The following is a 26274-nucleotide window of genomic DNA, read 5'->3' on the forward strand; positions in this document are numbered from 1 at the left end:
TCAACCTGCCTTTGCCATCTGCATGAGAGTAACGCGCTGCTGCAGGCGGCGCTGCGCCTGGTCGACGACAACCGCGATGATGATCACCAGCCCCTTGATGACCATCTGCCAGAAGGACGAGACGCCCATCATCACCAGCCCGTCCGAGAGGATGCCGATCACGAAGGCGCCGATGATCGTACCGCCGATCGTACCGCGACCGCCCGACATCGAGGTGCCGCCGAGGACGGCTGCCGCGATCGCGTTGAGTTCGAAACTTTCGCCCGTTGCCGGGTGCGCAGCCATGAGCTCCGACGAGATGATGACGCCGACGATCGCCGCGCAGAGGCCGGAAAACATATAGACGAAGATCTTCACGATATCGACGCGGATGCCGGACATGCGGGCCGCACGCTCGTTGCCGCCAACGGCAAAGATGTGGCGTCCGATCGGCGTCGAACGTGCGACATAGGCAGCGAGAAGTGCGAGCGCGATCAGGATCCAGATCGAAACCGGTAATCCGAGGATGCGCCCCGCGCCGAAGAAATCGAAGCCGGTCGTCGCATACTCAGGACGACCGACGAGGTTCGGAAAGGTCTGTCCGTCCGAGGAAAGCAGCGCCAGGCCACGCGCGACATAGAGCGTGCCGAGAGTGGCGATGAAAGGCGCCACGTTAAGCTTGGTGATCAAAAGCCCGTTGATCAGGCCGATGAACAGGCCGATCGCAAGCGTGATGAGCACGATCTCGAACAGATTGAAGTAGATGGTGTAGCCGACCGGCAGTTCGATCCCGTAAAGGATCAGGCCACCGGCCACCATGCCGCAAAGCCCGACGATCGAGCCAACCGAGAGGTCGATGCCGCCGGTGATGATGACGAATGTCATGCCCATCGCCAGGAAGGCATTGAGCGCCACATGCTTCGACATCAGGATCATGTTCGCCGTCGATGTGAAGTTCGGAGCGAAGATCGCGAAGAAGATGATGACGGCGAACAGCGCGATGAAGGTTCTGAGCTTCATCAGCGTTAGGAGAACAGAGCCGTTCGTGCTCGTCGGCGAAGAAGTGGTAGAGGTTGCCGCCGTCATGACGCGAGTTTCCCTTGATGTCCGTGTCCCTTGGCCGAAGCCGCGATAATAGCCTCTTCCGTCGCCTCGTCCCTGTTGAAAACAGCGACCAGCTGGCCGTTGCTCAAGACCGCGATGCGATCGGAAAGCGCCATGACCTCTTCGAGGTCTGAAGTCGAAAACAGAATGGCGAGGCCGTTTGCAGCCAGCCGCCGCATGGTGCGAAAAACGTCGGCCTTGGCGCCGACATCGATTCCGCGGCTCGGCTCATCCATCAGCAGAACCTTCGGGTTGGTCATCAGCGCCTTTCCGATCACCACCTTCTGCTGGTTGCCGCCCGACATCGAGGTTACCTCGAAATCCGGGTTGGGTGCCTTGATCGCGAGATCCTTTATGGCGTCGCGAATGGCGACCTTCTCCGCCGCCGCGTTGATATGGAAGAACCGGGCAAAGCGGTTGAGACTTGCCAGCGACAGGTTGCTGGCGATCGAAAGAACCTGGACGAGGCCTTCGCGCTGCCGATCTTCAGGGATCAGCGCCAAGCCCCGGCGGATACGGCGCGTGACATCGCGAGCAGCGACCTCCTTGCCGTCGATGAAGATCTTGCCGGTGGAGTGCGCGTGGCGTCCCATCACGCATTCGAAGAATTCGCTGCGTCCAGCCCCCATCAGGCCGTAGATGCCGAGGATCTCGCCTGACTTGACCGACAGGGAGACGCGATCGACCGCAAGGCCGCCCGTCGAACGAGGAAGACTGATATCCTCAGCACGAAACATTTCCTTGCCGACCGCATGGTCCACGGACTTGGCAAAGTCCTTGGCGTCGGAGCCAATCATCGAGCGCACGATCCAGCGCGTGTCGATGTCGCGGACCAGTGCCTGGCCGGTGATCTGGCCGTCGCGCAGTACGGTGATGTAGTCGCCGATCCGCATCAGCTCTTCCAGGCGATGCGAGATGTAGACGATGGCGACGCCTTGCGCCTTCAGCTCCGCGATGACCTTAAACAGGATCTCGACCTCCGCCGCCGAAAGCGCCGACGTCGGCTCATCCATGATCAGGATGCGTGCGTTCAGCGACATTGCCTTGGCGATCTCGACGAGCTGCTGCTGGCCGATGGGAAGGTCTTCCACCATCGTCCCGGCGTCGATCCCGGCATCCAGTCGCTTCAGGAATGCATTGGCTTTCTCGACCTGCGCCTTGTGGTCGATGCCGCGCAAACCGCGGGTGATCTCCCGTGTGGCGAAGATGTTCTCGGCCACCGACATGTTGGAGAAGAGATTGAGTTCTTGGAAGATCATGCCGATGCCGTGCGCCTGCGCATCAGCCGGGCTGTCGAAGGAGACCTGCTCGCCGTCGAGAATGATCTTGCCGAGCGTTGGCCTTTCGACCCCCGCGATGATCTTCATCAGCGTCGACTTGCCGGCTCCGTTTTCGCCGACAAGCACGTTGACCGCACCGCGCCGCAATTCGAGATTGGCGCGCTTGACCGCGACGATACCCGAGTAGACCTTCGAAACATCGTCAAGGCGAAGGATGATGTCGTTGTTGGGGGCTTCGCTCATGGCTATTGCCCCACCGTCAGTTCCGATGGAGTGACGAGCGGCAGCTGCCCCGCGCCTGGCACCGGGAAGGCGCCGAAGACCGTTACGGTTTTTCCGACAAGTCCATCGCGCGGCACGGCCGAGAGGAAGGCTTTGTTTGCCTTCTCATTGAAGGCCTTGCCGAACTGGGCCCATTCGATCTGGTTCTTGAATTCGTTGAAGTTGACGAAATCAAGCGTGTCGCGCAGCGCCGTCCCGCGCAGAGCCGGACCGATCTGCACCTTGGCATCGGCCTTGCCGTCGCCATCGGCGTCGACATCAAGCGTTGCCGCGCGCGATTGTGTATCGGCCGCGACCACCTTGCCGGAGAATTTCACGGCATAGGTCCAGGGCGAACTCGCCTGCTTCCTTGGATTCCCGTATTTTTCGCCGGCCTGGTCGGGGCTCGACGCGGCAAGTGCCGCTACGTCCTTGAGTTCCCCGGCGCGCTTTTCGAAATAGGGGACAGCCTGCGATTGCCAGATCGCCTCGACCTTCGCATTCGGATCGAATGCGTCCTTTGCAGCCGCCTGTGCCTTTTCCTCGGCAGTCGGCGTCTTGATGATCTTGCAGCCAGGCAAAGCCGCCGCCACGAGAGCGGCGATCAGGGCGCCCCTGATCCTCAACATGCGATGAACCTCGAAGTTTAGTGAAATAGACCACAGAGGGCCCGGTTTCCCGAACCCTCTGCGGCTGTTCTCTGTCAATTACTTCGCCAGCGCGAAGGTCTCGAGCTTGGAAGCGTTGTCAGCGTTGATGAGAACGCAATCCATCAGCTGCTTTTCTTCCTTCGGCGAGGTCTTGTTCTTGATGTAGGCGTCAGCCTGTTCAACGGCCATCTGTGCCTGCGCGTAAGCCGGCTGCAGAACGGTTGCCTTGATGCCGCCTGCCTTGATGGAGTCGCGAACATCGTTGGAACCATCGAAGCCGACGACGATGACGTCCTTGCGGCCGGCAGCCTGCAGGGCCGCGATGGCGCCCATGGCCATCGTGTCGTTACCGGAGATCACGCCCTTGATGTCGGGGTTGGCCTGCAGGATGGTTTCCATCTTTGCGTAGGCTTCAGTCTGGCTCCAGTTGGCCGACTGCTTGGCAACGCTCTTCAGGTCCGGATAGTCGTCGATGACGTCATGATAGCCCTGCGAGCGGATGCCGGCGTTGGTGTCGGATTCCTTGCCGACCAGCTCGACATAGTTGCCCTTCTCGCCCATCAGCTTGACGAACTCCTGTGCGCCAAGCTGGGCGCCCTGGTAGTTGTTCGAAACGATCTGCGCGACGGCGACGCCGGTGGCGTTGATTTCACGGTCGATCAGGAAGGAGGGGATGCCTGCGTCCTTGGCCTTCTTGACGGCTGCGACCGATGCATCGGCGCCGGCGTTGTCGAGGATGATCGCCTTGGCGCCGCGACCGATCGCGGTGTCGATCATTTCGGACTGCTTGTTGGCGTCGTCGTCATGCGTCATGACGAGGGCTTCGTAGCCAAGCTCCTTGGCCTTGGCTTCGGCGCCGACGGCTTCAGCCTTGAAGAACGGGTTGTCATGAGCCGGCGTGATGATGGCGATGAGGTCCGCCGAGAAGGCCGGAATGGCCGTGCTGAGCGCGAGCGCGCCGGCAAAGGCCGCCAGGGTCAGTTTGCGTGTCAGTGTCATGTTATCCTCCCGAGTGTGAATAAGCCCCGTCTCCCTTGGGGCGGTGATGGGCGAGGCTTTCGCCTCGCCGAGCAGATCAGGTAATGCGCCGGATGCTTTCGGCGATTTCCTGTGGTTCGAATACCTTTTTCCAGTCGTCGCGCATCAGCGCGGGGATGCCGAACTCGATGGCCTTGTTGCAGGCATCGGAGAATACCCCGTCAACTTCCTTGAAGATGACTGCGCCGAGCACGTTCATGTGGCCGAGCAGGAAGTCGCGGGCGGCTTCCGCAGGCACGCCGCGTGCCACGCATTCGTCCATGGCCTGGCGCATGACGACGAGCAGCGAGGCGCAGACGGTTTCCGAAAGGCCGGGCTCGAGCATCGCCATCTGCTCGACGGTAACGCGGTGCGAGCGCATGACGGGCGCCCAGATGACCTTGGCGATTTCCTCACCGAGTGCATAGGCGGCGTCCGGTCCCTGCATCAGCGCGGAGACGATGTGCTGCTTGGCGAAGAGGCCACCGAAATGATCCTTCTTGGCCTGCATGTCCGTCTCGTCGTTGAAGATCGGCGGGTGGCAGGGATGGGTGACGAAATAGGTGAGATCGTCGCGCTTGGGCAGGTGATCCGCAAACGGGGCGGCCGCGTCGAGAGCGATGACCATGGTGCCCGGCTTCAGCTTGTCGACGATGCCAGCTGCAACCTTGCCGATCGCGGTATCGGGAACTGCGAGGATCACGACCTCGGCGCCGTCGAGCCCGGCGTCCGCACCGACGCAGTCGATACCGAGATCGTTCTTCAGGCGTGCCTTGCCGGCGTCACTGACTTCGACATGACGCACGTCGAAACGCGAGCCTTTGAGATTCTTGGCAAGTCGATAGCCCATTTTGCCACCGGCGCCGAAGAGGGCAATTGTAGTCATGTTTCCTCACCTTTTCTGTGGTCTGGATAGGAGCATAAACTGGTATGATGAGTCAATCACCATATCACTAGTGAAGTGTGCATTTTTGGGGATTTCGCGAGCCATCTCAGCTTCGGGCCCCATCGCGTATCTGTGAGAAATATCCGTCGGTGCCGACTTGCCCGCCCTTCAGCGCAATCTGGAGCCCATTCGTGGGCTCATGGCTGCCATGGGCGAGGCAGAGCGGCGATCCCGGGGTCTGGGGAAGCGGCAGAAGTGTGGTCAACGCATCCACTCTCAGTTCCTTGAGGGCATGGCTCGATGTGTCGCCGCCCGCTATGACCGCCCGCTTCAATCCCTCGCGTTCGATAAGGCTGCGCAATATGCGACCGAGAGACTGGCCCAGCCGGTGGCGCGCACCGGGAATCTTGTCGATATCGACACCGCGATCCGCGCTCGGACCGAGCGCCGTGTGCAGAATGACGCTGCGGCCGTCTGTCAGCGCGGACGCCCCTGCGGCAATTGCCGCTTGCGTCGCCCGCTCGCCATTTTCCGAAACCAGCGCGACCGGATCGAGGGCGATCCCGGCGAAGCCATTGTCGAGAGCGGTGCGGATCTGCCGCTCTGTCGTGGGCGACACGCTGCCGGAAACCACGGCCAGGCGATCGACGGCGCCGACATCAGCAAAAACAGTGCTGTCGTTCGCAAGACCCTGCCGGCGCCAGGCCGCGAGAAGCGCGTATTCAACGCCCGAGGAACCGGCGACAAAGGCTCCGGCCTGCTGCGTGACACGCAGCATCTGGTGGCCGGCCGTTTCCTGGCTTTCGGCAGAGCTCACATCGATCAGAAGGATGCCCTGCTTGGCAGCCAGTTGGTCGATACGATCATCCGCATCCGGCGCAGCGGTCGCAACAAGGTCAGCAACAGCGACCGGGATGTTGGTCTGCGCTCCAAGGTGAAGTGCGAGATCCGCCTCGTGCATCGGCGTAACCGGATGACGGCTCATGACCGGGTGGCGGTCGATGCGAAAGATCTGGCCCTGGTAGGCGGCAAACAGGTTCCCGAAGGCGGTGTAGCGCTTCAACTGCGGCGCGCCGACAATGACAGGCACGGTTGTCTGGCCGAAGGTCGTGCGGCCGATCTCGATCGCCTTCCCGATGTTGCCGACTTTGGGGCTCGAGTCGAACGTAGAGCAAACCTTGTAGTGGCATATGCTGGCATTGAGCGACTTCAGCCATTCGAACGCAGGCGTCAGATGTTCCTGCATCCAGTCCGGGGTTTCGCTCCGGCTGGTTCCGGCAACGCCGATGGCGCGGCACTCGTCGAAACGCCCAAGCATTTCGGGCGTCGGGATGTCGAGGAAAAGCACCGTTGGAACACCGTTCGATGCCAATGCTTCCATGACGTCGGTAGAGCCGGTGAAGTCGTCGCCGTAATAGCTGAGAAGCGGATTGCTCATTGCTGTCACGCGCCCTTGCCGTCGCTGAACTTGGCAATCGAAGCGGCAAGTTCAGGGTGGTCCTTGGCATAGGTTTCCAGGGGAATGTCGGCCACTGCGGCCTGCCACGCCTGCTGTACCGCGCGAACGCCTGCCGCCGGACCGCCGGGGTGGCTGACAATGCCGCCGCCGCAGAGATAGAGGAGATCGGTGGTACGACCGGTTCTCTGGTAGGTCTCGGGCGCCTGGCCGCCCCATTGACCGGAGCCGGCAACCGGCAGCGGGCAGTCCGCGGCATCGAACAGCGGCGTACTGACCGCCTTGAAGGACGACACGAAACTCTCGTCAGGCTCCCAATACTTGACCCTGATGCCGTTGATCTGAAACTGGTCGACGCCGAGCAACCGCCAGAACTGCTGGTAGACCTTGAAGTCGAGGCCAGCGCCCGGATCCCGCGTCAGCACATCCCAGCCGTTGCGATGAGCATGCAGCAGCAGGCTGGAGCGCTTGCGCAAGAAGCTCATGCCGCCGAAGCCGATCGAATTGATGTTGACGACGGCGCAGTTGCCACCGGCCTTGGCGACGATGTCATGGTTGCGCATCATCTCGTCCGGGTCGGCATGCGAGATGCCGAAGGCATACATCACCTTCTTGCCGGTCTTCTGTTCGTGATCGAGAATTCTCGGCATGATCGCGGCAACCCGGTCCTTCAGCGGCGAGTAGGCCGGGCTCATCAGCTTCTCGTCGTCCTTGATGAAGTCGACCCCGGATTCGATCAGTTCTCCGACAAGCTCTGCGGTCTCGTGCGGACGCAACCCGAGGGCCGGCTTGACGATCGTGCCGATGATCGGACGGCCCTCGACGCCGGTCAGTTGCCGGCTGCCGGGAATGCCGAACTGCGGACCGGGATGCGCATCTCTGAAGGCATCCGGAAGCTTCATATCCACGATGCGGATGCCGGTCATGCCCTTGATGGAGAACACGCCACCGATGGCGATGGTCATGAGGGCGGAAAGGTCGGTTCCGATCGCGTCGAGAGGAAAGGCGATGTCGGCGTCAGCGCGGTTGAGACGCGTACCGGGGGCGACTTCTGGCCATGTCGGATAGCTCGCCCCCTCGAGCGGGCGAATATCCAGTACCCTTGCGGCGACACGCGACTTCAGTTCCTCGGTCTCACCGGGGACCGGAACAAAGGTCCCGGTCGACTGATCGCTTGCGATCTTCTCCGCCATGGCTTCGACGCTGCCCGGCGTCTCGATGCGGTAGGTCAGGGTAATCATCATGAAATGCCGGTTGCTCCTCTCGCCAGATCAAATTGTCATGGCGTCAACTCATCAACTGGTATAATGAGTATTCCAATTCATGGAAAGCAAAATTTTGGTGCGGATGAATTTTCGCTCCGTTGCTTTGTCGAGCAACGGAGATGATGGTAGGGAGGTGATATTTGAGCCAGCGAGATCTTATGACCCAACCCATCGAACAAATCGTCCGTCGGAAATTGTCCGACGAGGTGTTTGATCGACTAGAACGGATGATCACTTCAGGCGAGTTGCAGCCGGGTGACGAGATGCCGTCGGAACGTGTTCTGATGGAGCGGTTTGGTGTCGGACGGCCGGCGATCCGAGAAGCGATGCAGTCGCTCGCGAACAAGGGTCTCGTCAACATCTCGCACGGGGAGCGCGCGAAGGTCCTGAAGCTCACCGCGCGGTCGATCTTTCAGCAGGTCGATCTCACCGCGAAGATCATGCTGTCGCAGTCATCGGACTCGCTTGAGCATCTGAAGAGTGCGCGTATCTTCTTTGAGCGCGGCATGGCGCGAGAAGCGGCGCAACGGGCAACCAAAGCGGACATCAGCGACCTCAAGGAGATCATCGAGCGTCAGCGCAACTCGCTGGGGCAGGCCGAGGAGTTCATTGCGGCGGACATGCATTTCCATACCCGCATCGCGCAGATTTCGGGCAACCCCATCTATGTCGCGGTCAGCGAGGCGATGCTTGCGTGGTTGAAGCAATACCACACGGAGATGCTGATCTGGACGGGCAAGGAGAAGTTCACGCTCGTCGAGCACGAGGAGATCGTCGACCGCCTGGAGGCAGGGGACGCCGAGGGCTCCGAAACGGCCATCCTGAAGCATCTCGAACGCTCGAGAGCGCTGTACTCGAAGTGATGCGGTAATCCCGTCTCGGGGTGAGAACGACGGCCAGCCAATGGCCGCCGTCCCAAGGCTTTTACCCGACGCTGGCGAGAAGCTTTGCTCTGGCACCGAGGATCGCGGCGCAGGCGTTTGCGGCTTCCTTGCCCTTCGTCACGAAGTGCTGCTTGAAGAAGCCGATGTGAGCTTCGGATTCCTGGAAATGGTGTGGCGTGAGAACGACGGAAAGGACCGGCGTGCCGGTGTCGAGCTGAACGCGCATCAGTCCGTCAAGAACGGTTCCCGCGACGAAGTCATGGCGATAGATCCCGCCGTCGACGACGAATGCGCAGCCAATGACAGCATCGTATTTTCCGGTGCCGATCAGCGTTTGAGCATGGAGAGGGATCTCCAAGGCGCCGGGAACGTCAATGATCTCGACATCGGAAGACGACCGACCAAGATTGCCCCATTCGGCCACGAACGAGTCGACGGCGTTGTCGACGATGTCGGCGTGCCAGCGAGCCCGGATGACCGCGATCCGTTTTTGGGTGGTGACTGCAGTTTGAAGCATCGAAATGCCTTTCAAGGGTTTTGCCGGCGACGCCGGCTATGACGATAAAGCCCCGGAGGGCCTGATCCCTTGAGCGAACAGACAGGACGCGCGTCCCCTCGCAACGAAAGGTGCGCCTGCCATGTCCTCTTCCATCCGGACTATACCGTCGGCTCCGGCATCTCACCGGATCTGCTGACCTTCCGACGCTGCCGGAAGCGCTCGCGGGCTCCAGGCTTTCGCCTGATACCGCCGGTGGGGAATTTCACCCCGCCCTGAGAACGCTGGCACAATAGTTCGGAGGCCAAGAGGAATGCAAGCTCCCGGACGTCGCCTGCTGTCGCGGGTCGATCATTTTGCAGTCCGGTTCCCACGCAGATCGGCGCACGCGGCGCAGATCTGATCAAGCGTCGAAGGAGCGCGCTATTGTGTCGATCAGCACGACGGCCGATGCCGCTCCGGGGTCCATATGACCGATGACGCGATCCCCAAGCCGCGACGAACGTCCCTTGGCCGCAATCATGTCTTTGGTGGCCTCGGCGCCCTTCGTTGCAGCGTCCAACGCCGCTTCCAGGCAAGCGACAAGCGGTTTACCCTCAAGCTGTGCGGATCTTGCCGCCGCCGCCGCAGGCGCCCAGGCATCGACCATCGTCTTTTCGCCCGGCTCTGCCTTGCCACGATCCTGAATGCCCTTTGCCATAGCTTCGAAGGCGTCGATCATGTCGCCGTCGGTGAGTGAAGGCTTACCCTTCACCGCGGCGCCTGCACGCATGAATGCAGTCGCATAAAGAGGACCGGACGAGGCGCCGACTGCCGACAGAAAAGACTTGGCCGCGGTGTTGAAAACGGCGGTTGGGTCACTTGTGGCAGGATCAAGCGCCGCGACGGCCTTCGCCGCGGCAGAAAAGCCAAGCTCCATTGCAATCCCATGGTCGGCGTCTCCGATCACGCCATCGAGTTCGCACAGCCGTTCCTTCTCGCGCGCCATCGCCTGTGCGATCGCGCCGAACATCTCCTGCAGTCGAACGACATCAACCTGCATCGCTTCTCTCCCCTTAGCCCACCCTGAACATCGCGCAGTCGCACGGATGATCGATCAGGCGCTGCAGCTCGTGATCGAGATGCATCAAGGTGATCGAAGCGCCCGCCATCTCCAGCGATGTGCAGTAGTTGCCGACGAGCGAGGTGTGAATGACGAGACCCATCTGATCGAGGCGCTGCTTCACGCGTCGCATCATAATGTAAAGCTCCATCAGCGGCGTGGAGCCGAGCGAATTGATCAGGACGGCGACGCGATCGCCTGCCGAGGCCTTCATCTCTTCAAGGATCTTGTCGAGCAGCGTGTCGGTCACCGCGTCGGCGGGAGCGAGCTCGCCGCGGGCCACGCCCGGTTCGCCATGAATGCCCATGCCGATTTCCATCTCGCTCTCGCCGATGGCAAAATTCGGCTTTAGCGTCTGTGGAAGCGAGCAGGGGGAAAGGGCAACACCCATGGTGTAGGTGCGCTCGTTCGCAAAGCGAGCGACACGTTCGACCTCATCAAGGGAATACATCAGGTCGCAGGCCGCACCGGCTGCCTTGAAAATGAATACGTTGCCGGCAACGCCTCGGCGCTTCTCGCGCTGATCTGCAGGAGCCGATGCGACATCGTCGGTTGACAGGACTGTCCTGACTTCGAGGTCGTCCATGGCAAGCATTTCGGCCGCCATGTCGAAGTTCATGACGTCGCCGGCATAGTTGCCGTACAGGAACAGAACACCGGCGCCACCGTTGACCGCGGTTGCGCAGGCGATGATCGGATCGGGCGGAGGAGATGCGAAGACGTTGCCGACGGCAGCCGCATCGGCAAGTCCCTTGCCGACGAAGCCCAGAAAGCTTGGCTCGTGTCCGGAGCCGCCACCGATGACGAGCCCGACCTTACCCTGTCGCGGTCCATGACGGGCGACGATTGCCCGCGGCATACCGTCAACGGCATAGAGATGATCCGGATGAGCGGAAAGAATGCCCTCCAGCATTTCGTCGACGGCGTTTTCGCCGGCATTGATAAGCTTCTTCGTCTTCACGCCAATCCTCCCATTGTCGTGCGATCGGCAGGCGGCTTCCAACTTGCCAGGCGGCTATCGACGCCGGTTAGGCAAGGTTGAAGTCCGCCGTCCGATGGCAGTCGCGTGGAGCGCGACTGCTCAGATGACTAGCGGCTGTGATACTTTGTATCAAGCTCGTTGATAGCGTTGACGTTGCTGGCGGAGCGACCCTGCTCGTCGAACGTCTGCGTCAGAAAAGCGTCCGCGATCGACTTGGCGAGTTCGCTACCGATGACGCGGGCGCCCATGGTGATGATCTGCGCGTTGTTCGACAGGGCTGCACGTTCCGCCGAATAGGTGTCATGGGTGAGTGCAGCGCGAATACCCGGCACCTTGTTTGCCGAAATGCAGACGCCGATTCCGGTGCCGCAGACCAGGATCGCGCGATCATAGGTGCCGTCGAGGACGCCCGACGCGACGCGGTCGGAGAGGTTTGCGTAGAACGGATCCGCCCCTTCGGACGTGCGCGATACCTCATGAACGTCGAAACGGTCCTTCAGGTGATCGGCGAGAACCTTCGCCAGGCCTTCGCCCGCGCTGTCTCCTGCGATTGCAAGCTTCATGGTCTTTCTCCTCAGAGTTTGGCGGCGCATTTGGCGAGGATGTCGAGATAGCCTTCGACATTCCAGGCAGAACGGCCGATGAAAAGCCCGTCGATATGCGGGCAGGAAATGAGTTCCTCGCAGTTTTGCGGATTGACCGAACCGCCGTAGAGGCAAGGGATCTGGCGCCCGAGGACGTCTTCGGCGACGGCGATGATCTCTGCCTGGCGGGCATCCGCATAGTCGGCGCTCGCCGGAATTCCCTTCTCACCGATTGCCCAGACGGGCTCGTAGGCAAGGAGGATTTGTGCAGATTTCTGCGACGCCGATAGCTTGCCCAGCGCGCCACGAACCTGCGTCTCGAGGATTTTTGCGGCCTGTCCGCTTTCGCGGTCCGAAAGGGTCTCACCGATGCAAATCAAGGGAATGAGACCGTGGCGGACGGCAGCCTCGGTCTTCAGCCCGACCGTTTCGTCCGTTTCGCCAAAGAACTCGCGACGCTCGGAGTGGCCAAGCTCGACGATGTCGAGGTTGCAATCCTTCAGCATCAGCGGCGAGACCTCTCCGGTCCAGGCGCCCTGATCGGCCCAGTGCATGTTCTGGGCTCCGACCTTGACGGAGGTGTCGGCAAGCATTGCTTTCACTTCACGAACGGCCGTGAAGGGCGGAATGACAAAGCGTTGGATGCGCGCATCGCGGGCGGCGTCCGCAGCCTGCAGGCCACTTGCGAAGTGCTTGGCCTCCGCAAGCGTCTTGTTCATTTTCCAACTGGTTCCGATCCAGAACTGCGGGTTGTCGGTCATGTTCTATTCCTGCGTTGCGGCGATCGTCAGGCGGATGCCTTGCCGATCGAACTCCTCCTGAACGGCAACGCCGGGGGCGCTGTCGGTGATAATGGCATCGAAGTCGGCGAGCTCGGCCATGGCATGCAGGGCCGTGTGGCCAAAACGCTGGTGGTTCACGAGTAGGCACTTGCGCGTCGCCGACGACATCATTGCCCGCTTCGCCCGCACGACATTGTCGTCCATGTGATAGGCGAGCCTGCCGCTGACAGCAGGTGTCGAGATGAAAGCGATGTCAGCTCGCAACCGAAACAGCGCCTCCTCAGTCACGACGCCGAGAAAGGCATTGAACTTCGGCGAATAGATACCGCCAAGGGCAATCAGCGTGATCCCGGATTCGCCCTTCAGTCTTTCCATGATCGCCGCATTGTTGGTGATCAGCGTCAGCGGTCGCTTGTGCAGCAGCATCTCGCCGAGGACAGCGGCCATCGATCCGTCATTGACCATGACTGTCATGCCCGGTTCGACGAGCGAGAGAGCCGCGCGTGCCATGGCAATCTTAGCTTCGTTACCCTGCCGCTCACGGATGCGGAAATCGCTTTCGAACTGGGTGCCGGCATCAATCGTCGCGCCGCCGCGGACCTTGCGAAGGACACCCGCTTGCTCGAGTTCGTCGAGATCGCGATGGATCGTCATTTTCGAGACAGTGAAGCGATCTGCAAGATCATCGAGGTCGACGGTCTTGCTTTCGACGAGCAGGTTGATGATCGACTGCTGCCGCTCCTCGCGCTTCATCGGATGCTCCATAATGTTGTGTGAAACATAACATGAATATCACATTATGCAACATCATCATTGTTATATTGGGATGATATCCTGTTATTAAGTGAGCAGCGCCTTGGCGGTGCGTTCATCGGTAATCAGCCCAAACAGACGGTGGCTGTTGAGAATGGCGCGGATCGCCTCGACCTTCGACTGTCCGCCCGCAAGCGCGACCAGTCGCTCAGTTCGCTTTTGTGGAAAGGAGGCTGAGAGTGTCCGCGCCGTGAGGGCGGTATCAAGGACCTCTCCATTCGCATCGAAGAAGTGCCCGAGGATCTCTCCGACGCCGCCCGCGGCAGCGATATCCTGAATCTCGGCGGGCTCGACCATGCCGGAAAGTACGAGCTGTGCTTCGGCATCGACGGTCCCAAGGCCGACAAGTTTCAGATCCGCCTTGTTTGCAAGGTCGAAGACCTCCTTCACGCCGCGCTGGGCACGCAGAACTTCCCGATCCTCGCCAGTATTGGCAAAGAAGGGGACCGGCATCACGAAGGCATGCGTGCCGGTTTTCTCCGCAATTCGATGCATCACATCGTAGGGATTGGCGCCGTAATTCCTCGTCAACCCGCCAAGCAGGGATACGAAGCGCACATCCTTGGCCGCGACACGCGGCATGTATTGTACGGCCGCCGCAAGCGTCCGCCCGTGCCCGAGGCCGATGACGCTGTTGTCGCCGCGCTCGATTTCCCGTTTCAGGAAGGTCGCGCCGGCGTGACCGAGCGCTCTGAGCGGAAGGCCTTCCTCCCCGAGATCGGGGGCCACCTCACAGTAACGCAGCCCGAACCGCTCCGAGAGCTTGTTCTCAAGCGCAACGCACTCGACGATATCGCCGTCGATCGTTACCTTGACGACACCTTCAGCCACAGCTTTCGCGATCAACCGATGCGCTTTCACCGATGGAACGCCAAGCCGCTTGGCGACATCGGATTGAGTGAGCCCGCCGGCGTAATGCAGCCAGGCGGCACGCACGGCAAGCGTGTCATCAGTGTCCGCCATGAGCAGTTCCCTTCTTGTCTTGTGGCCGGATCTTCTGCCGCGCCTTAGGAGGACGACTTTGTAAATCTCCGGATCAAATGTTCAAGTCGGCAACGCCAGTGTCGATGTGAGGCGCCCAGAATGCGACGCTCTCGGCGATTTGCGGAATGACCTCGCGGTCATTAGGCTCCCGCTCCTTGAACGAGAGTTCGAGGCAGATTTCGTTGTCGACGGCGCCGCCTTCGGCAAAGGCTTGAAGGAGGGGGGCGGGCTGAATGCGGCCCTTAGCGTTGAATGCAGCGGTGAAGGGACGATGACCGCCCTTGTCCATGAGGCTCTGTTTGATGTGGATGATCGGCGATACCTTGGGAACCGCGCGCGCCCACGCATAGGGATCGTAATCGTCGGGGTTGGCGGAAGTGACGTCGCCGTGATCGACGTCGGCCATCATCCACATCGGAATTGCGAGGTTTGCGGCCGTCAGGCGCTCCTGCAGAGCCAGGCAGGCGGATATCGTCTCTCCGAACTCGCGTCCGATACTCATAGGTTCCCAGAAGACATAGGACAGACCGGCTGCGCGGGCGTGCTCGGCGACCTCTGCCCAGCAGTCGATGGCGATGCTGATCAGTTCTTCGCGGCGAACCGGATCATCGAAGTCCTTGTAGGTGAAGATTGCGAACTGCGTTCCGACGGACTGGCCGCCGAGGTCGCCGATGATATCGGCAAATGTCTTGAACCAGTCGATATAGTAGCGCCGGACATCCTTGTCCGGGTGGCCAAAGTGGTTGAGGCGACCATAGGGGCCAGTCATGCCGGAGGTCACACGGACGCCGGTTCGCTGGAGTGCTGCATCCATGCTGCGTGTCATTCGGCGAATGACTGGCGCCTGCCAGCTCGGATTGATGAATTCGTGGGTCAGTTGCAGGTCGCGCAGTCGCAGGTCGCGAGCCACTGTATCGATCAGGTCGTCCGGATCCGCAAAGCGATTCACGAGCGGATTGGTATTGAGCGAAAGCGTCAAAGGCATCGGTGTATCCTTCAGGCGGCAACAAGACGGGCCGAGGCAAACCATTCGGTGAAGGCCGCGCGTTCGGCTTCGGTCAAATGCAGATAATGCTTGGTGCGCCGGTACAGGATGTCTTCAGCCGTCTCTGCCCACTCGGTTGCGACCAGATAGCGGGCCTCTGCCTCATAAAGCTGGCCGCCGAAGTGCCTGCCGAGGCCTTCTGCGCTGGTTGCCCCGGCGATCACGTTTTTCGCGCGGGCACCGTAAAGGCGACCGTAGTGGTGCACCAGCTTGCGTCCCATCCACGGATAGGCATCGCGCAGGCTGTTGGCGAAGGTCTCATAATCAGCGTTCGGGATTTCACCACCCGGCAGCGGAACACCCTGCGTCCAGTCCCCGCCCATGTTCGGGAAGATATGCTTGAGGCGCTGCAATCCGCGTTCTGCAAGTTCGCGGAACGTGGTGATCTTGCCTCCGAAGACGTTGAGGAGGGGTGCTCCGCCCGTCTCGTCGAGGTCGAACACATAGTCACGCGTCACGGCGGAGGGGTTGCCCTTGCCGTCGTCGAACAGCGGGCGCACACCGGAGAAGCTGTGCAACACGTCCTGCCTGCGGAGCTTCTCCTTGAAGTAACGATTGACGGCCTTCAGCAGGTAGTCGATTTCCGCTTCGTCGGCCGTGACGTCCTCGGCGCGGCCTTCGTAGGCGATATCGGTCGTTCCGATCAGCGCCTTGTCGCCCTCGTAGGGATTGATGAAAATGACGCGCTTGTCGTGGTTCTGTACCAGATAGGCATTCGAGCCGGCCCAGAACTTGGGCACGATGATATGACTGCCCTTGACGAGGCGCACGTTCCGGCTCGAGTTCGATCCGGCAACCCTATTGATGATATCCGTCACCCAGGGACCAGCGCAGTTGACGAGGCACTTGGCCCGGAACGTCCGCGTTTCACCTGTGCGGCTGTTCTTCGTCGTCACGATCCAGCCGCCGTTTTCACGCCGCGCCGAGGTCGCCGGAGAGCGAGTCAGCACGACCGCGCCTTTCTCCGCTGCGCCGACGGCATTCAGAGTCACGAGGCGGGCGTCATCCACCCAACAGTCGGAATATTCGAAGCCCTTGGCATACTGATCAAGGATCGGCGTGCCTTCCGGATCCCGCAATAGGTTGAGCGTGCGCGTGCCGGGCAGCTTCTTGCGGCCTCCGAGGTGGTCGTAGAGAAAGAGACCAAGCCTTACGAGCCATGCAGGGCGATCTGGCGGGCTGTGCGGCAGCACGAAACGCATTGGCCAGATGATGTGCGGCGCTGCATTCAGCAACACTTCGCGTTCGATGAGCGCTTCGCGCACGAGGCGGAATTCGTAATACTCGAGATAGCGCAGACCGCCATGCACCAGTTTCCCCGATCGCGAGGACGTGCCCTGTGCCAGATCGTCCTTTTCGCACAATACGACCTTCAACCCGCGCCCGGCGGCATCGCGCGCGATACCGGCGCCGTTGATGCCGCCGCCGATGACGAAGAGATCCACTGCTAAATCAGTCATGCCATGCTCCTTCGATGCTCCAGCATCAAGACTTGGGTTCGTTGCTGGAAGGCGATGTCACTGCGGGCGACGCGAGTCTGTCCCAAACCGGTGGCATCGCGCGGCGGATATCGGTGTAGGCGCCATAGAGCTGATCGAAGCGAAGGGCCTCCTGGGCGTCTGGAACTTCAACATCGCCGAGCAACGGCGTAACCCAGCTTGCGATGCACTCGTCCATGCTCGGATAGGCACCGATTGCAACGGCAGCCATCATCGCAGCGCCGGCGGCGCCGGTTTCTTCGCGGCGCGACAGACGGATGGGCGCGTTGACAGCGGCAGAAAGAGAACGCCGCAGAGCCACCGAGCGGGTCGCGCCGCCCGTGATCCGAAGTTCGTCGGGTTTATCGCCCATCGCGGCGTAGCAGTCGCGCGTTGCAAGCCCCAGGCCTTCGATGACGCTGCGCAACAGGTCGGGAAAGCCGTGGCGGACCGAGAGGCCGCTAAAGCCGGCGCGCGCGTTGGCGTTGACGAACGGGCCACGTTCTCCGGCCTCCGAGATGTAGGGGTGGTAAACCACACCTCCAGGCTGGCTCTTTGCAAACCAGTCATCGACCCTCGAAACGAGTTCGGCGTGAGAGACGGGCTTGCCCGCTTCCGCCATCAGCGAGCCGGCGATCTCAAGCAGCCAGTCGATGTTTATCGTCGACCCCATATTGGTCTGCACCTGGGTAACGATTCCAGGGATCGGCAGCGCAATGACATAGCCGGTTCCCTCGGCATTCAGGTGTACGTCGCCGACGGATTTTGCGCGCAGATGCACGCCCGTCGATCCGATCGTCGAACAGGCAGCGTTGCGCCCGCCGTCACGCACGCCCGCGCCGAGTGCCGTCATCACCATGTCGACATAGCCGAGGCAGACCCGCGTGCCGGCGAGAAGGCCACAGGCATCGGCCGCTTCCTGCGTCAGCGCATGGCTGACTTCCGTGCCCTCGATGATTTCGGGCAGAAGGCCGCGCCTGCGGGTGAGGCCGAGCGCATCGATCACGACGGGATCATAGCTGCGCGTCCGAAAATTCCCGAAGGTGAAACTTGCTTCGGATGGATCCGTGGCGCGCACGCCGGTCAGATTGAGGTAGAGCCAGTCCTTGCAGTGCAGAGCCACTTCCGCGCGACTGACCAGTTCGGGAAAGTAACGGTCCATGTGCGCGAGCTGGGCGCCCTGCTGGCAGGTATTCAGGCCGGTGCCGGTGGCTTCGAAACGGGCACGATTTTGAGGCTGGTCGGCGAGCGCTGTAACCGTCGAGGCCGCACGAGCGTCAAGCCATAGCCAGGCGTCGGAGATCGGCTCGTTGCCGGCGCCGACAAGCCATGTTCCATCGCCTTGACCGGTGACGGAAATCGCGGCTGTGCGCGATGCGAGACCGTGGACTTTTGCGCTGAGACCCCGCAACGCGCTGACGCAGTCGCGCCACGTCTGGCTCAGCGACTGCGTGGCTGAGCCATCGTTCCCGGTTGAATAGGCGTTGCGGACCGACGAGATGGCAATCTGCGCGCCGGACAGATCAAAGGCGACCGCCTTGATGACCGAGGTTCCCGCATCGATTCCAATAATGATCTGATCGTTTTCAGCCATTGCGTGATTATCTCACCGCCATTCGAAGCGCGACAGTGCGCAAGCCGCTTGTCGTGGGCATCGAAACCTCCCCGGCGGCCGCCGCCGCCCTTTCCTCTTTGACCGAGAGCCTTTGGGTGAATGAAGCCGGTCGTCGGGCCTCCCAGTCAACTCGCCCAGAAATATAACATAAAGATACCATTTCGCCAGTAAATTTTTTCTATCAATGAAAAAATATTCAGGTAAGATTGAATGGTGGGGTCTTTCTGAAATTGGGCGCTCTTTACGTCGTTGAAGGCCACGGCGCCTCCCGACAAGAAATTGGTTGTTTGGAATATATATAGCTATATCCTATAGATAGCTATGATATCGAAATCCGCAAAATGTTGCGCGGCGTATAAGTGAGTACCCATTTTGTTGCATTGCAATGACTTCGATCGTCTCTCAAATTCCGGTTACCCACCCAAATTTGTGAGGAGTCTGCGTTGACAGCGTATGAAAATTATAACATCTTAACTGCAGTTAATACCACAATGCTATCACGAGCCCCAAGGCTGAATGGCGTAGTGGAGTCTGGGTATCGCGACCGGAGGAGATGGTCGCCTGCCTTGCCGAGGAGAGTTTCGTGGACACATTCATTCGTATGTCGAGCCTAGGCGAGCCGTCTGATCGGTCCCGGTTGCGGGGCGGTGATGCGTCCGTGCCCGGTGGTAGTTGCGCGCGACTTTCGATCAGTGTCGTGGCGACTTGCTCGCAACCCTCGAAGACATCCGACAAGTAAGTTCAAAGGCGCCCGGAAATGAGCACGCAAACCGAAACTTCCGCCACTCGCGCAACACGCAGCAATCTCAAGCCGATCCTCGGCGCCGCGCTCGCAATCATTGTCGTTGGCGCTATCGCGATTGATACCACGGTGGTTCGGATCGGCTCCGGGGACGATGTCCGGCAGCAGGCGTTTTCGCCCGAATCCTATGGCGCAGAGCAGTTTCCGAAGATCCAGGCTGCGGTGCAGCAAAAGGCGGTCGCGGCGACCGAACTCGCAAACGCGATTGCTGCCGACAAGAAGGCGGCGGGTGAGAAGTATGGCGTGGCGACGACCACCGGGCCCGTCCTTCCCGTCACACTCAACGGCGTCTTCGGCGAGAGGAAGTCCAATTACAACGAACTCAAGGTCGACGGATTGCCGGCGGATGTAACCGTCCGCGTTCAGACTGGCCCAGCCGTGAATGGTACGGACCTGCGTGATGCGACCGGGACGATCGAGTTCGGCCAGTTTACCAACCAGATCCAGTTTCAGGATGCCGGCTCGGCCATCAACAACGAGATGAAGAAATCCGTTCTGGCCAATCTGGATCCGGCGACACTGACAGGCAAGACGGCCTCGGTGGTCGGCGTTTTCAAGCTCGTGAATCCGAAGAACTGGCTCGTGACGCCGGTGAAGGTTGAAGTGAAATGAGCCAGCCGTCACAAATACCTCAGGCGCAGGGCGAAGTCGTCCTTGCTGCTCGCAACATCGCGAAGTCCTACGGCAGCGTCCACGCTCTGAAGGGTGTCAATTTCGACATTCATAAAGGCCAGGTGACGACCTTGTTCGGCGAAAACGGCGCCGGCAAGTCTACGCTCATGAAGATCCTTTCTGGCGTTGTTCAGCCGAGCTCGGGAGAAATCATTCTTGACGGCCAGCCGATCAGCTTCGCGTCGTCTACGCATGCTCGCGAGAATGGAATTTCGATCATTCACCAGGAGCTCAGCCTCGCACCCAACTTGAGTGTGCGCGACAACATCTTCATGGGCCGTGAGATCATCACCGGCGGGGTGGTCGACTTCGCAGAAGAGGAGCGCCAGACGCGCGCCTTGATGCAAGAGCTCGAAGAAGACATCGACCCATTGACGCCCGTTGAAGATCTTCGCCTGGGACAACAGCAGATCGTTGAGATCGCCCGTGCGCTGTCGGTAAACTCGCGCATTCTCATCATGGATGAGCCGACTTCGGCATTGAGCGCCGCCGAAGTGGAAGTTCTCTTCAAGGTCATCCACGATCTGAAGAGCCGCGGCGTCTCGATCGTCTATATCTCGCACCACCTCGAGGAAGCGCTTCAGATCACCAATCATGCCGTTGTCCTGCGCGACGGCAACATGACCGCCTACGCCGAGCGCAAGGACATCGATCTCGAATGGATCGTGCGCAACATGGTCGGCGACAATTTCGACCTCGGCAATCCGCCCGACGGATACGACTTCGGCAATGTCGCGCTCTCGATCGACAATCTGACCGTCCCCGGCCCATCGGGCGCCGCCTACAATGCGGTCGATCGGCTTTCGCTCAATGTGCGAGCCGGCGAGGTGGTGTGCATCTATGGTCTGATGGGAGCCGGCCGCACCGAACTGCTCGAATGCGTTGCCGGACGGCTGCACGCCCGCGGTGGCCATATTCTGCTCGACGGCCAGGATGTCAGACATTTGAGCATCGCAGACCGGATCGCCAGCGGCCTGGTGCTGGTTCCCGAAGATCGTCAGCGTGACGGCCTGGTCCAGACGATGACGGTCGGGTCCAACCTGTCACTTGCCAGCATTCGAACCTTCACGAAGGGTCTATTCACCTCCAGCCGGCGTGAACGTGAACTTGTCGGAGCCTCGATCCGCAAGGTGCATGTGAAGACGGATGGCGGCGATGCCGCGATCGGCTCGCTCTCTGGCGGCAACCAACAGAAGGTCGTCATCGGCAAGATGCTTGCGACCGAACCCAAGGTCATTCTGCTGGACGAGCCTAGCCGCGGTATCGACATCGGCGCCAAGGCTGAAGTCTTCAAGCTCTTGGCCGAGCGCGCCAAGCAAGGGCTTGCCGTCATCTACTCGACTTCGGAAGTCAATGAATGCCTCAGCATTGCGCATCGCATCATCGTCATGCGCCGCGGCAAGATCTCGGCCGAATTCGGTTCTGATGTCACCAAGGAAAAGATCATGGCCGCCTCGGGCGAAGCCGTGGTCGCGCACTAGCCGGAAACATGGAGTACTGATTATGTCAGTCACGAACGTCACAGAGAAAAAATCAGTATCCAACGGCCAGAAGCGCAACAACAATATCGTGCGCCTGATCCTGGAAGGACGAGCCTTCTTCGCGCTGATCGTCATCATCGCGGTATTCTCGTTCCTGTCGCCTTATTACTTCTCGCTCAGCAACTTCCTGATCATGGCGTCGCACGTCGCGATCTTCGGCATTCTCGCCATTGGCATGCTGCTGGTCATTCTCAATGGCGGCATTGACCTCTCCGTTGGATCGACGCTCGGCCTTGCCGGCTGCATCGCGGGCTTCCTGATGCAGGGCGTCACGCTCAATGCCTTCGGTGTCATCCTCTATCCGCCGGTCTGGGCCGTTGTCATTATCACCTGCGCTCTCGGTGCGCTCGTCGGCGCCGTGAATGGCGTGCTGATCGCCTACCTCAAGGTGCCGGCCTTCGTTGCCTCGCTCGGCGTGCTCTATGTCGCACGCGGCATTGCCCTCCTGATGACCAATGGTTTGACCTACAACAATCTCGGCGGCCGCCCGGAGTTGGGCAACACCGGCTTCGATTGGCTGGGCTTCAATCGACTGGCTGGTGTTCCGATCGGCGTCATCGTGCTTGCTGTCCTGGCAATCGTCTGCGGCATCGTCCTGAGCAAGACCGCGTTCGGTCGCTGGCTATACGCCTCGGGCGGTAACGAGCGCGCCGCTGATCTTTCGGGTGTTCCCGTCAAGCGCGTCAAGATCACAGTCTATGTCCTATCGGGCATCTGCGCAGCAATCGCCGGCCTGGTCCTGTCGTCACAGCTGACCTCCGCTGGTCCGACGGCCGGTACGACCTACGAACTTACGGCCATTGCTGCCGTCGTCATCGGCGGGGCAGCACTGACCGGCGGTCGCGGTACGGTTCGCGGGACAATGCTCGGCGCGTTCGTCATCGGCTTCCTCTCCGACGGTCTCGTGATCATCGGCGTGTCGGCCTACTGGCAGACGGTATTTACGGGCGCGGTCATTGTTCTCGCCGTCCTGATGAACAGCATTCAATACGGCCGCCGGGTCAAGACGTCCTGACGGCCTAGATCGAAACTTGTCCACGACGTCAGGCTGCATCGTGCAAAGCCGGTTGGGGAAAGCATGGCCGGTTGACCGGCAGATAACTGAGCTCACTAAAGGGAGAGAGACTATGTTTAAGAGAGGCATGCGCATTCTTCTGGCCGCCGCTGCAGTGGCACCGATCCTCGTCAGCACCGCTTGGGCAGCGGGCCAGATGACGATCATCGTCAACGATCCGTCCAACCCCTACTGGCTGACGGAAGGCAATGTCGCCAAGGCGACCGCGGAAAAGCTCGGCTACACCGCGTCGGTCAGCGCTCACAAGGGCGACACCAACACCGAAAGCAATCTGATCGACACGGCAATCACCAACAAGTCGGTTGCGATCATTCTCGATCCCGCCAACGCTGACGGTTCGGTCGGCGCGGTGAAGAAGGCGGTCGCTGCGGGTATTCCGGTCATTCTCGTCAACGCCGAGATTAACCAGGAAGGACTAGCCAAGGCACAGCTCGTTTCCAACAACGCGCAGGGTGCCGCGATCGGCGCGCAGCAGTGGGTCGAAGCCGTTGGCGACAAGGGCAAGTACGCAGAACTGTTCGGCGCACCATCCGACAACAATGCAGCTACTCGCTCCAACGGCTACGAGACCGTTCTGACGCAGTATCCGGACCTGCAGAAGGCAGCAAAGGAAGTGGCTAACTGGGATCGTACCCAGGGTCACAACAAGATGCAGTCGATGCTGCAGGCAAATCCTGACATCATCGGCGTGATCTCCGGCAATGACGAAATGGCGCTTGGCGCGATCGCAGCGCTCAAGGAAGCCGGCAAGCTCGCTAACGTCAAGGTTGGCGGCTTCGACGGTTCGCCGGATGCTGTTGCCGCTATCAAGGCAGGCGAATTGCAGTACACGGTGCTTCAGCCGGTCGCCATCTTCTCGGAAGAAGCTGTGAAGCAGGCTGATAACGTCATCAAGAATGGCAGCACGGGCGCCAAGAGCGAGAAGCAGCTGTTCGATTGCCTGCTGATCACCAAGGACAATGTCGACAAGTATACCGGTCCCTTTGTTCTCTCGCAGTAAGCCGTAAAGACGGTTCTCCCAAGCTGGAAGCGGGCAGGCAACTGCCCGTTTCCAATCGATTTTGCCTCGAATCCGCAATGGCTGTAGGAAGCTGATATCTGGAAATTTCAGCGACAGGGGTAACCCGTGACACAGAAGACAAGCCAAGGCGAAAACCTGTTGGACGAACTGACGAGCGACAGTCGGCAGACGCGCCAGATTGCGCGCCGCCGGATGATCGCAGAGGCGGTCATGAGTGAAGGCTCCATGCGGATCGAAGATCTGACGGATCGCTTCGGCATCAGCCTGATGACTGCGCATCGCGACGTGGACGAACTGGTCAGCCGTGGCCTGTTCCGGAAAACCCGCGGTATTGTCACCGCCGCCGCAACCAATCTCATCGAATCCAGCGATGTCTATCGAGCGAACCGTCAGGCCGCCGAGAAGAAACTGATCGCAGAAGCTGCCATGCAGTTCGTGGAGCCGGGCCAGGCGATCTTTTTCGACGACTCTACCACGGTTCTGCAGATGGTGCCGCATCTGCCTGCCAAGGTGCCGATTACCGCAATCACCAATTCCCTGACGCTGATGAACGCCTTGACCGGCATGCATGACGTAACGCTGATCGGTCTCGGAGGGCAATACTACAACTGGTGCAACGCATTCATGGGCCGCATGACGATCAACGAGATCAAGGCGCTCAGGGCCGATATCGCGTTGATCTCGATGTCGGCGATCAGCGACGGCACGGTGCTGCATCAGTCACCTGAAACCATCGACACGAAGCGAGCGATGTTCGATTGCTCGGTCAAGCGCATCCTGCTTGCCGATCACACCAAGTTCGAACGGCGAGCGCTTCACAGTTTTGCCGCGCTGGAGGACTTCGACGTCGTCATCGTCGACGACAAGATATCTCCAGTTCACATCGACCGGATGCGGTCGAGAGACATTAATGTTGTCATTGCTAGACCGAGTGGCGCGCGTTCATGACGAAGCGTGCGCTGTCGGTTCCAGCGGAAGTGAGAGTTTATGCCGAGTCTGCTTGGGATCGATAGCGGCCTGACCGTTACCAAGGCCGTCATCTTCGACATCGACGGAACGCCAATTGCCGTCGCGCGCCGCAAGGTCACGCAATTCATGCCGAAAGCGCGTCATGTCGAACGCGATATGGTCGAACTCTGGAACGCCACAGCTGACGCGATCCGGGAAGCGATCGCCCTCAGCGGTCGACCGGCTTCCGATATTCAGGCAATCGGCGCCACGGCGCATGGCGACGGCATCTATCTTCTTGATGGAAAGCACCGACCCCTTGGGCGCGGGATACTATCATTGGACAGCCGCGCCGGCGCTATTGTCGAAGCGTGGAACGAGAGCGATGTCGCGGAGTGTTCGATAGAGCTTACCGGTCAGGTTCCCCACGTGTCGGCGCCATCGGCGCTTCTTGCCTGGATCAGGAAGATGGAACCGGAGCGTTATGGCCGGATCGGTCACCTGATGAGCTGCAAGGACTGGCTGCGTTTCTGCCTGACGGGAGTTGCGGGGACGGATCGAACCGAGGCCAGCACCTCATTCACGGATGTCCGGACCCAGGAATATACCGGGGATGCACTGCGTATGTTTGGGCTTTCCGATCTTGACCACGCTTTGCCGCCGGCGGCTCGCTCGGACGAAGTCATCGGTGCTGTCAGCAGAGACGCGGCTTCATTGACCGGCCTTGTCGAAGGTACGCCTGTCGTTGCCGGACTGCACGATGTGACCGCGTCCGCATTGGGAGCAGGCGGCTATGCGGAGGGCGTTGTAGCCGTCATCGCCGGCACCTATTCGATTAACGAAACCTTGTCCTCAGAACCGCGCGTCGATCGCCGATGGTTCTGCCGCAACGGCATCACGCCCGGCACCTGGAACAACATGTCGATCTCGCCGGCATCGAGCGCAAACTACGAATGGTTCCTGGATCGCCTGTGTGCCGCCGAACAGACGACCGCTGCCTCGATCCATGCTTTGCTCGGACCGGAAATCGAGGCGGCGCTTTCCCGCCCGTCGACGGCGCTTTTCCATCCCTATCTGTTCGGCTCGCCTTACGGTTCTTCCGCCAGCGCCGGCTTCTTCGGCCTCGGCGGCTGGCATGATCGCGGAGATTTGCTGCGCGCCGTGCTTGAGGGTATCGCGTTCAATCACCGCATTCATGTAGACGCGCTCAAGGACGGCTTCAGCTTTTCGCAGGTCAGGCTGGCCGGCGGTGTTTCCCGCAACCCGTCCGTCGTCCAGATCTTTGCTGATGTGCTTGGAATGCCGGTAACGACGTCCCAGACCGATGAGGCCGCCGCCTGGGGCGCAGCGCTTTGCGCCGGTCGTGGCGTCGGGATCTTTGCCGACCTCCAGAGCGACCAGGGCACTGCGGCGGCGACGCAGGTTTATCACCCCGATCCAGCCCGCAGGGCGCAGTACGAGAAGCGCTTTGAGGTTTTCCGCGAGATTGCAGAGGCGATGAAGCCGCTGTGGCCGAAAATCGCCGATCTCGCATCCTCGCCCGAACATTGAT

General features: G+C 60.5%; 24 protein-coding genes and 1 riboswitch. Of the genes, 7 read left to right on the forward strand and 17 right to left on the reverse strand.

Annotated elements, in window-relative coordinates:
* The 7 genes from FZ934_RS27510 to oiaX all read right to left on the reverse strand — a co-directional run bounded on the left by FZ934_RS27510 (window position 1) and on the right by oiaX (window position 7877).
* A complete protein-coding gene (locus tag FZ934_RS27510; RefSeq protein WP_153273927.1) occupies window positions 1–1065 on the reverse strand; it encodes an ABC transporter permease in 1065 nt (354 codons plus the stop codon).
* Window positions 1062–2606, reverse strand: coding sequence for a sugar ABC transporter ATP-binding protein (locus FZ934_RS27515; RefSeq protein WP_194273847.1), 1545 nt, complete (start codon window positions 2604–2606; stop codon window positions 1062–1064). Before FZ934_RS27515 ends, FZ934_RS27510 begins: the two co-directional genes overlap by 4 nt.
* 2 nt (window positions 2607–2608) lie before the next feature.
* Window positions 2609–3253, reverse strand: coding sequence for a DUF2291 family protein (locus FZ934_RS27520; protein ID WP_153273929.1), 645 nt, complete (start codon window positions 3251–3253; stop codon window positions 2609–2611).
* Window positions 3254–3331: 78 nt separating this feature from the next.
* The gene (locus FZ934_RS27525; RefSeq protein ID WP_056814949.1) at window positions 3332–4273 is read right to left on the reverse strand and encodes a D-ribose ABC transporter substrate-binding protein; all 942 of its coding nucleotides are present in this window, start codon (window positions 4271–4273) and stop codon (window positions 3332–3334) included.
* Window positions 4274–4349: 76 nt separating this feature from the next.
* Window positions 4350–5177: a phosphogluconate dehydrogenase C-terminal domain-containing protein gene (locus FZ934_RS27530; protein WP_153273930.1), complete on the reverse strand. Its 828-nt coding sequence runs from the start codon at window positions 5175–5177 to the stop codon at window positions 4350–4352.
* A gap of 106 nt (window positions 5178–5283) precedes the next feature.
* Complete coding sequence (locus tag FZ934_RS27535) at window positions 5284–6615, reverse strand: four-carbon acid sugar kinase family protein (protein ID WP_153273931.1); 1332 nt, start codon at window positions 6613–6615, stop codon at window positions 5284–5286.
* Window positions 6616–6620: 5 nt separating this feature from the next.
* Window positions 6621–7877, reverse strand: a complete 1257-nt coding sequence (gene oiaX, locus FZ934_RS27540) for a 3-oxo-isoapionate-4-phosphate decarboxylase OiaX (protein WP_153273932.1) — start codon at window positions 7875–7877, stop codon at window positions 6621–6623.
* A 179-nt stretch (window positions 7878–8056) separates the two neighbouring features.
* Between oiaX and FZ934_RS27545 the strand changes: the two genes are divergently transcribed.
* Entirely contained in the window at window positions 8057–8761 is a 705-nt protein-coding gene (locus FZ934_RS27545) for a transcriptional regulator NanR (protein ID WP_153273933.1), read from the forward strand.
* 61 nt (window positions 8762–8822) lie between these two features.
* Here FZ934_RS27545 and FZ934_RS27550 read toward each other — a convergent pair whose 3' ends face one another.
* From FZ934_RS27550 to FZ934_RS27595, 10 genes are all read right to left on the reverse strand, one after another.
* Window positions 8823–9299: a 6,7-dimethyl-8-ribityllumazine synthase gene (locus tag FZ934_RS27550; protein WP_153273934.1), complete on the reverse strand. Its 477-nt coding sequence runs from the start codon at window positions 9297–9299 to the stop codon at window positions 8823–8825.
* A 119-nt stretch (window positions 9300–9418) separates the two neighbouring features.
* A riboswitch (FMN riboswitch) is annotated at window positions 9419–9565 on the reverse strand.
* Window positions 9566–9681: 116 nt separating this feature from the next.
* Complete coding sequence (dhaL, locus tag FZ934_RS27555; protein ID WP_153273935.1) at window positions 9682–10320, reverse strand: dihydroxyacetone kinase subunit DhaL; 639 nt, start codon at window positions 10318–10320, stop codon at window positions 9682–9684.
* A 13-nt stretch (window positions 10321–10333) separates the two neighbouring features.
* A complete protein-coding gene (locus tag FZ934_RS27560) occupies window positions 10334–11341 on the reverse strand; it encodes a dihydroxyacetone kinase subunit DhaK (RefSeq protein WP_153273936.1) in 1008 nt (335 codons plus the stop codon).
* Window positions 11342–11469: 128 nt separating this feature from the next.
* On the reverse strand, window positions 11470–11925 hold the full coding sequence (locus FZ934_RS27565) for an RpiB/LacA/LacB family sugar-phosphate isomerase (protein WP_153273937.1): 456 nt from the start codon (window positions 11923–11925) through the stop codon (window positions 11470–11472).
* Between the two features lie 11 nt (window positions 11926–11936).
* Window positions 11937–12707, reverse strand: a complete 771-nt coding sequence (locus FZ934_RS27570; RefSeq protein ID WP_153273938.1) for a triose-phosphate isomerase — start codon at window positions 12705–12707, stop codon at window positions 11937–11939.
* Window positions 12708–12710: 3 nt separating this feature from the next.
* Entirely contained in the window at window positions 12711–13481 is a 771-nt protein-coding gene (locus tag FZ934_RS27575) for a DeoR/GlpR family DNA-binding transcription regulator (RefSeq protein ID WP_113364820.1), read from the reverse strand.
* 87 nt (window positions 13482–13568) lie between these two features.
* A complete protein-coding gene (locus tag FZ934_RS27580; RefSeq protein ID WP_153273939.1) occupies window positions 13569–14504 on the reverse strand; it encodes a sugar-binding transcriptional regulator in 936 nt (311 codons plus the stop codon).
* A gap of 73 nt (window positions 14505–14577) precedes the next feature.
* On the reverse strand, window positions 14578–15510 hold the full coding sequence (locus FZ934_RS27585) for a sugar phosphate isomerase/epimerase family protein (RefSeq protein WP_153273940.1): 933 nt from the start codon (window positions 15508–15510) through the stop codon (window positions 14578–14580).
* An 11-nt stretch (window positions 15511–15521) separates the two neighbouring features.
* Window positions 15522–17030 carry a glycerol-3-phosphate dehydrogenase gene (locus FZ934_RS27590; protein WP_153273941.1) on the reverse strand — a complete coding sequence of 503 codons (1509 nt, stop codon included), beginning with the start codon at window positions 17028–17030 and terminating at the stop codon, window positions 15522–15524.
* Window positions 17031–17055: 25 nt separating this feature from the next.
* Window positions 17056–18642: an FGGY-family carbohydrate kinase gene (locus FZ934_RS27595; RefSeq protein ID WP_153272499.1), complete on the reverse strand. Its 1587-nt coding sequence runs from the start codon at window positions 18640–18642 to the stop codon at window positions 17056–17058.
* A 778-nt stretch (window positions 18643–19420) separates the two neighbouring features.
* Between FZ934_RS27595 and FZ934_RS27600 the strand changes: the two genes are divergently transcribed.
* From FZ934_RS27600 to FZ934_RS27625, 6 genes are all read left to right on the forward strand, one after another.
* Window positions 19421–20077 carry a DUF2291 family protein gene (locus tag FZ934_RS27600; RefSeq protein WP_153272500.1) on the forward strand — a complete coding sequence of 219 codons (657 nt, stop codon included), beginning with the start codon at window positions 19421–19423 and terminating at the stop codon, window positions 20075–20077.
* Entirely contained in the window at window positions 20074–21618 is a 1545-nt protein-coding gene (locus FZ934_RS27605) for a sugar ABC transporter ATP-binding protein (protein WP_153272501.1), read from the forward strand. The genes FZ934_RS27600 and FZ934_RS27605 overlap by 4 nt, the downstream gene beginning before the upstream one ends.
* Before the next feature lie 22 nt (window positions 21619–21640).
* Complete coding sequence (locus FZ934_RS27610; RefSeq protein WP_153272502.1) at window positions 21641–22693, forward strand: ABC transporter permease; 1053 nt, start codon at window positions 21641–21643, stop codon at window positions 22691–22693.
* A gap of 112 nt (window positions 22694–22805) precedes the next feature.
* Window positions 22806–23753, forward strand: a complete 948-nt coding sequence (locus tag FZ934_RS27615; RefSeq protein WP_153272503.1) for a D-ribose ABC transporter substrate-binding protein — start codon at window positions 22806–22808, stop codon at window positions 23751–23753.
* A 213-nt stretch (window positions 23754–23966) separates the two neighbouring features.
* Window positions 23967–24722 (forward strand): DeoR/GlpR family DNA-binding transcription regulator, encoded by a 756-nt coding sequence (locus FZ934_RS27620; RefSeq protein ID WP_432443677.1) that lies wholly within the window; start codon window positions 23967–23969, stop codon window positions 24720–24722.
* A 39-nt stretch (window positions 24723–24761) separates the two neighbouring features.
* The gene (locus tag FZ934_RS27625; RefSeq protein WP_153272505.1) at window positions 24762–26273 is read left to right on the forward strand and encodes an FGGY-family carbohydrate kinase; all 1512 of its coding nucleotides are present in this window, start codon (window positions 24762–24764) and stop codon (window positions 26271–26273) included.
* The last annotated feature ends 1 nt before the right edge of the window (window position 26274 follow it).

The sequence above is a fragment of the Rhizobium grahamii genome (genome assembly GCF_009498215.1).
In the GTDB taxonomy this organism is placed as follows: Bacteria; Pseudomonadota; Alphaproteobacteria; order Rhizobiales; family Rhizobiaceae; genus Rhizobium; species Rhizobium grahamii_A.

Coding starts and splice junctions, on each gene's coding strand:
- FZ934_RS27510 (WP_153273927.1), bottom strand. CDS start 1,065: ATGACGGCGGCAACCTCTACCACTTCTTCGCCGACGAGCACGAACGGC.
- FZ934_RS27530 (WP_153273930.1), bottom strand. CDS start 5,177: ATGACTACAATTGCCCTCTTCGGCGCCGGTGGCAAAATGGGCTATCGA.
- FZ934_RS27575 (WP_113364820.1), bottom strand. CDS start 13,481: ATGAAGCGCGAGGAGCGGCAGCAGTCGATCATCAACCTGCTCGTCGAA.
- FZ934_RS27610 (WP_153272502.1), top strand. CDS start 21,641: ATGTCAGTCACGAACGTCACAGAGAAAAAATCAGTATCCAACGGCCAG.
- FZ934_RS27590 (WP_153273941.1), bottom strand. CDS start 17,030: ATGACTGATTTAGCAGTGGATCTCTTCGTCATCGGCGGCGGCATCAAC.
- FZ934_RS27585 (WP_153273940.1), bottom strand. CDS start 15,510: ATGCCTTTGACGCTTTCGCTCAATACCAATCCGCTCGTGAATCGCTTT.
- dhaL (WP_153273935.1), bottom strand. CDS start 10,320: ATGCAGGTTGATGTCGTTCGACTGCAGGAGATGTTCGGCGCGATCGCA.
- oiaX (WP_153273932.1), bottom strand. CDS start 7,877: ATGATGATTACCCTGACCTACCGCATCGAGACGCCGGGCAGCGTCGAA.
- FZ934_RS27520 (WP_153273929.1), bottom strand. CDS start 3,253: ATGTTGAGGATCAGGGGCGCCCTGATCGCCGCTCTCGTGGCGGCGGCT.
- FZ934_RS27605 (WP_153272501.1), top strand. CDS start 20,074: ATGAGCCAGCCGTCACAAATACCTCAGGCGCAGGGCGAAGTCGTCCTT.
- FZ934_RS27515 (WP_194273847.1), bottom strand. CDS start 2,606: ATGAGCGAAGCCCCCAACAACGACATCATCCTTCGCCTTGACGATGTT.
- FZ934_RS27550 (WP_153273934.1), bottom strand. CDS start 9,299: ATGCTTCAAACTGCAGTCACCACCCAAAAACGGATCGCGGTCATCCGG.
- FZ934_RS27615 (WP_153272503.1), top strand. CDS start 22,806: ATGTTTAAGAGAGGCATGCGCATTCTTCTGGCCGCCGCTGCAGTGGCA.
- FZ934_RS27620 (WP_432443677.1), top strand. CDS start 23,967: ATGATCGCAGAGGCGGTCATGAGTGAAGGCTCCATGCGGATCGAAGAT.
- FZ934_RS27595 (WP_153272499.1), bottom strand. CDS start 18,642: ATGGCTGAAAACGATCAGATCATTATTGGAATCGATGCGGGAACCTCG.
- FZ934_RS27570 (WP_153273938.1), bottom strand. CDS start 12,707: ATGACCGACAACCCGCAGTTCTGGATCGGAACCAGTTGGAAAATGAAC.
- FZ934_RS27600 (WP_153272500.1), top strand. CDS start 19,421: ATGAGCACGCAAACCGAAACTTCCGCCACTCGCGCAACACGCAGCAAT.
- FZ934_RS27580 (WP_153273939.1), bottom strand. CDS start 14,504: ATGGCGGACACTGATGACACGCTTGCCGTGCGTGCCGCCTGGCTGCAT.
- FZ934_RS27525 (WP_056814949.1), bottom strand. CDS start 4,273: ATGACACTGACACGCAAACTGACCCTGGCGGCCTTTGCCGGCGCGCTC.
- FZ934_RS27545 (WP_153273933.1), top strand. CDS start 8,057: ATGACCCAACCCATCGAACAAATCGTCCGTCGGAAATTGTCCGACGAG.
- FZ934_RS27625 (WP_153272505.1), top strand. CDS start 24,762: ATGCCGAGTCTGCTTGGGATCGATAGCGGCCTGACCGTTACCAAGGCC.
- FZ934_RS27535 (WP_153273931.1), bottom strand. CDS start 6,615: ATGAGCAATCCGCTTCTCAGCTATTACGGCGACGACTTCACCGGCTCT.
- FZ934_RS27565 (WP_153273937.1), bottom strand. CDS start 11,925: ATGAAGCTTGCAATCGCAGGAGACAGCGCGGGCGAAGGCCTGGCGAAG.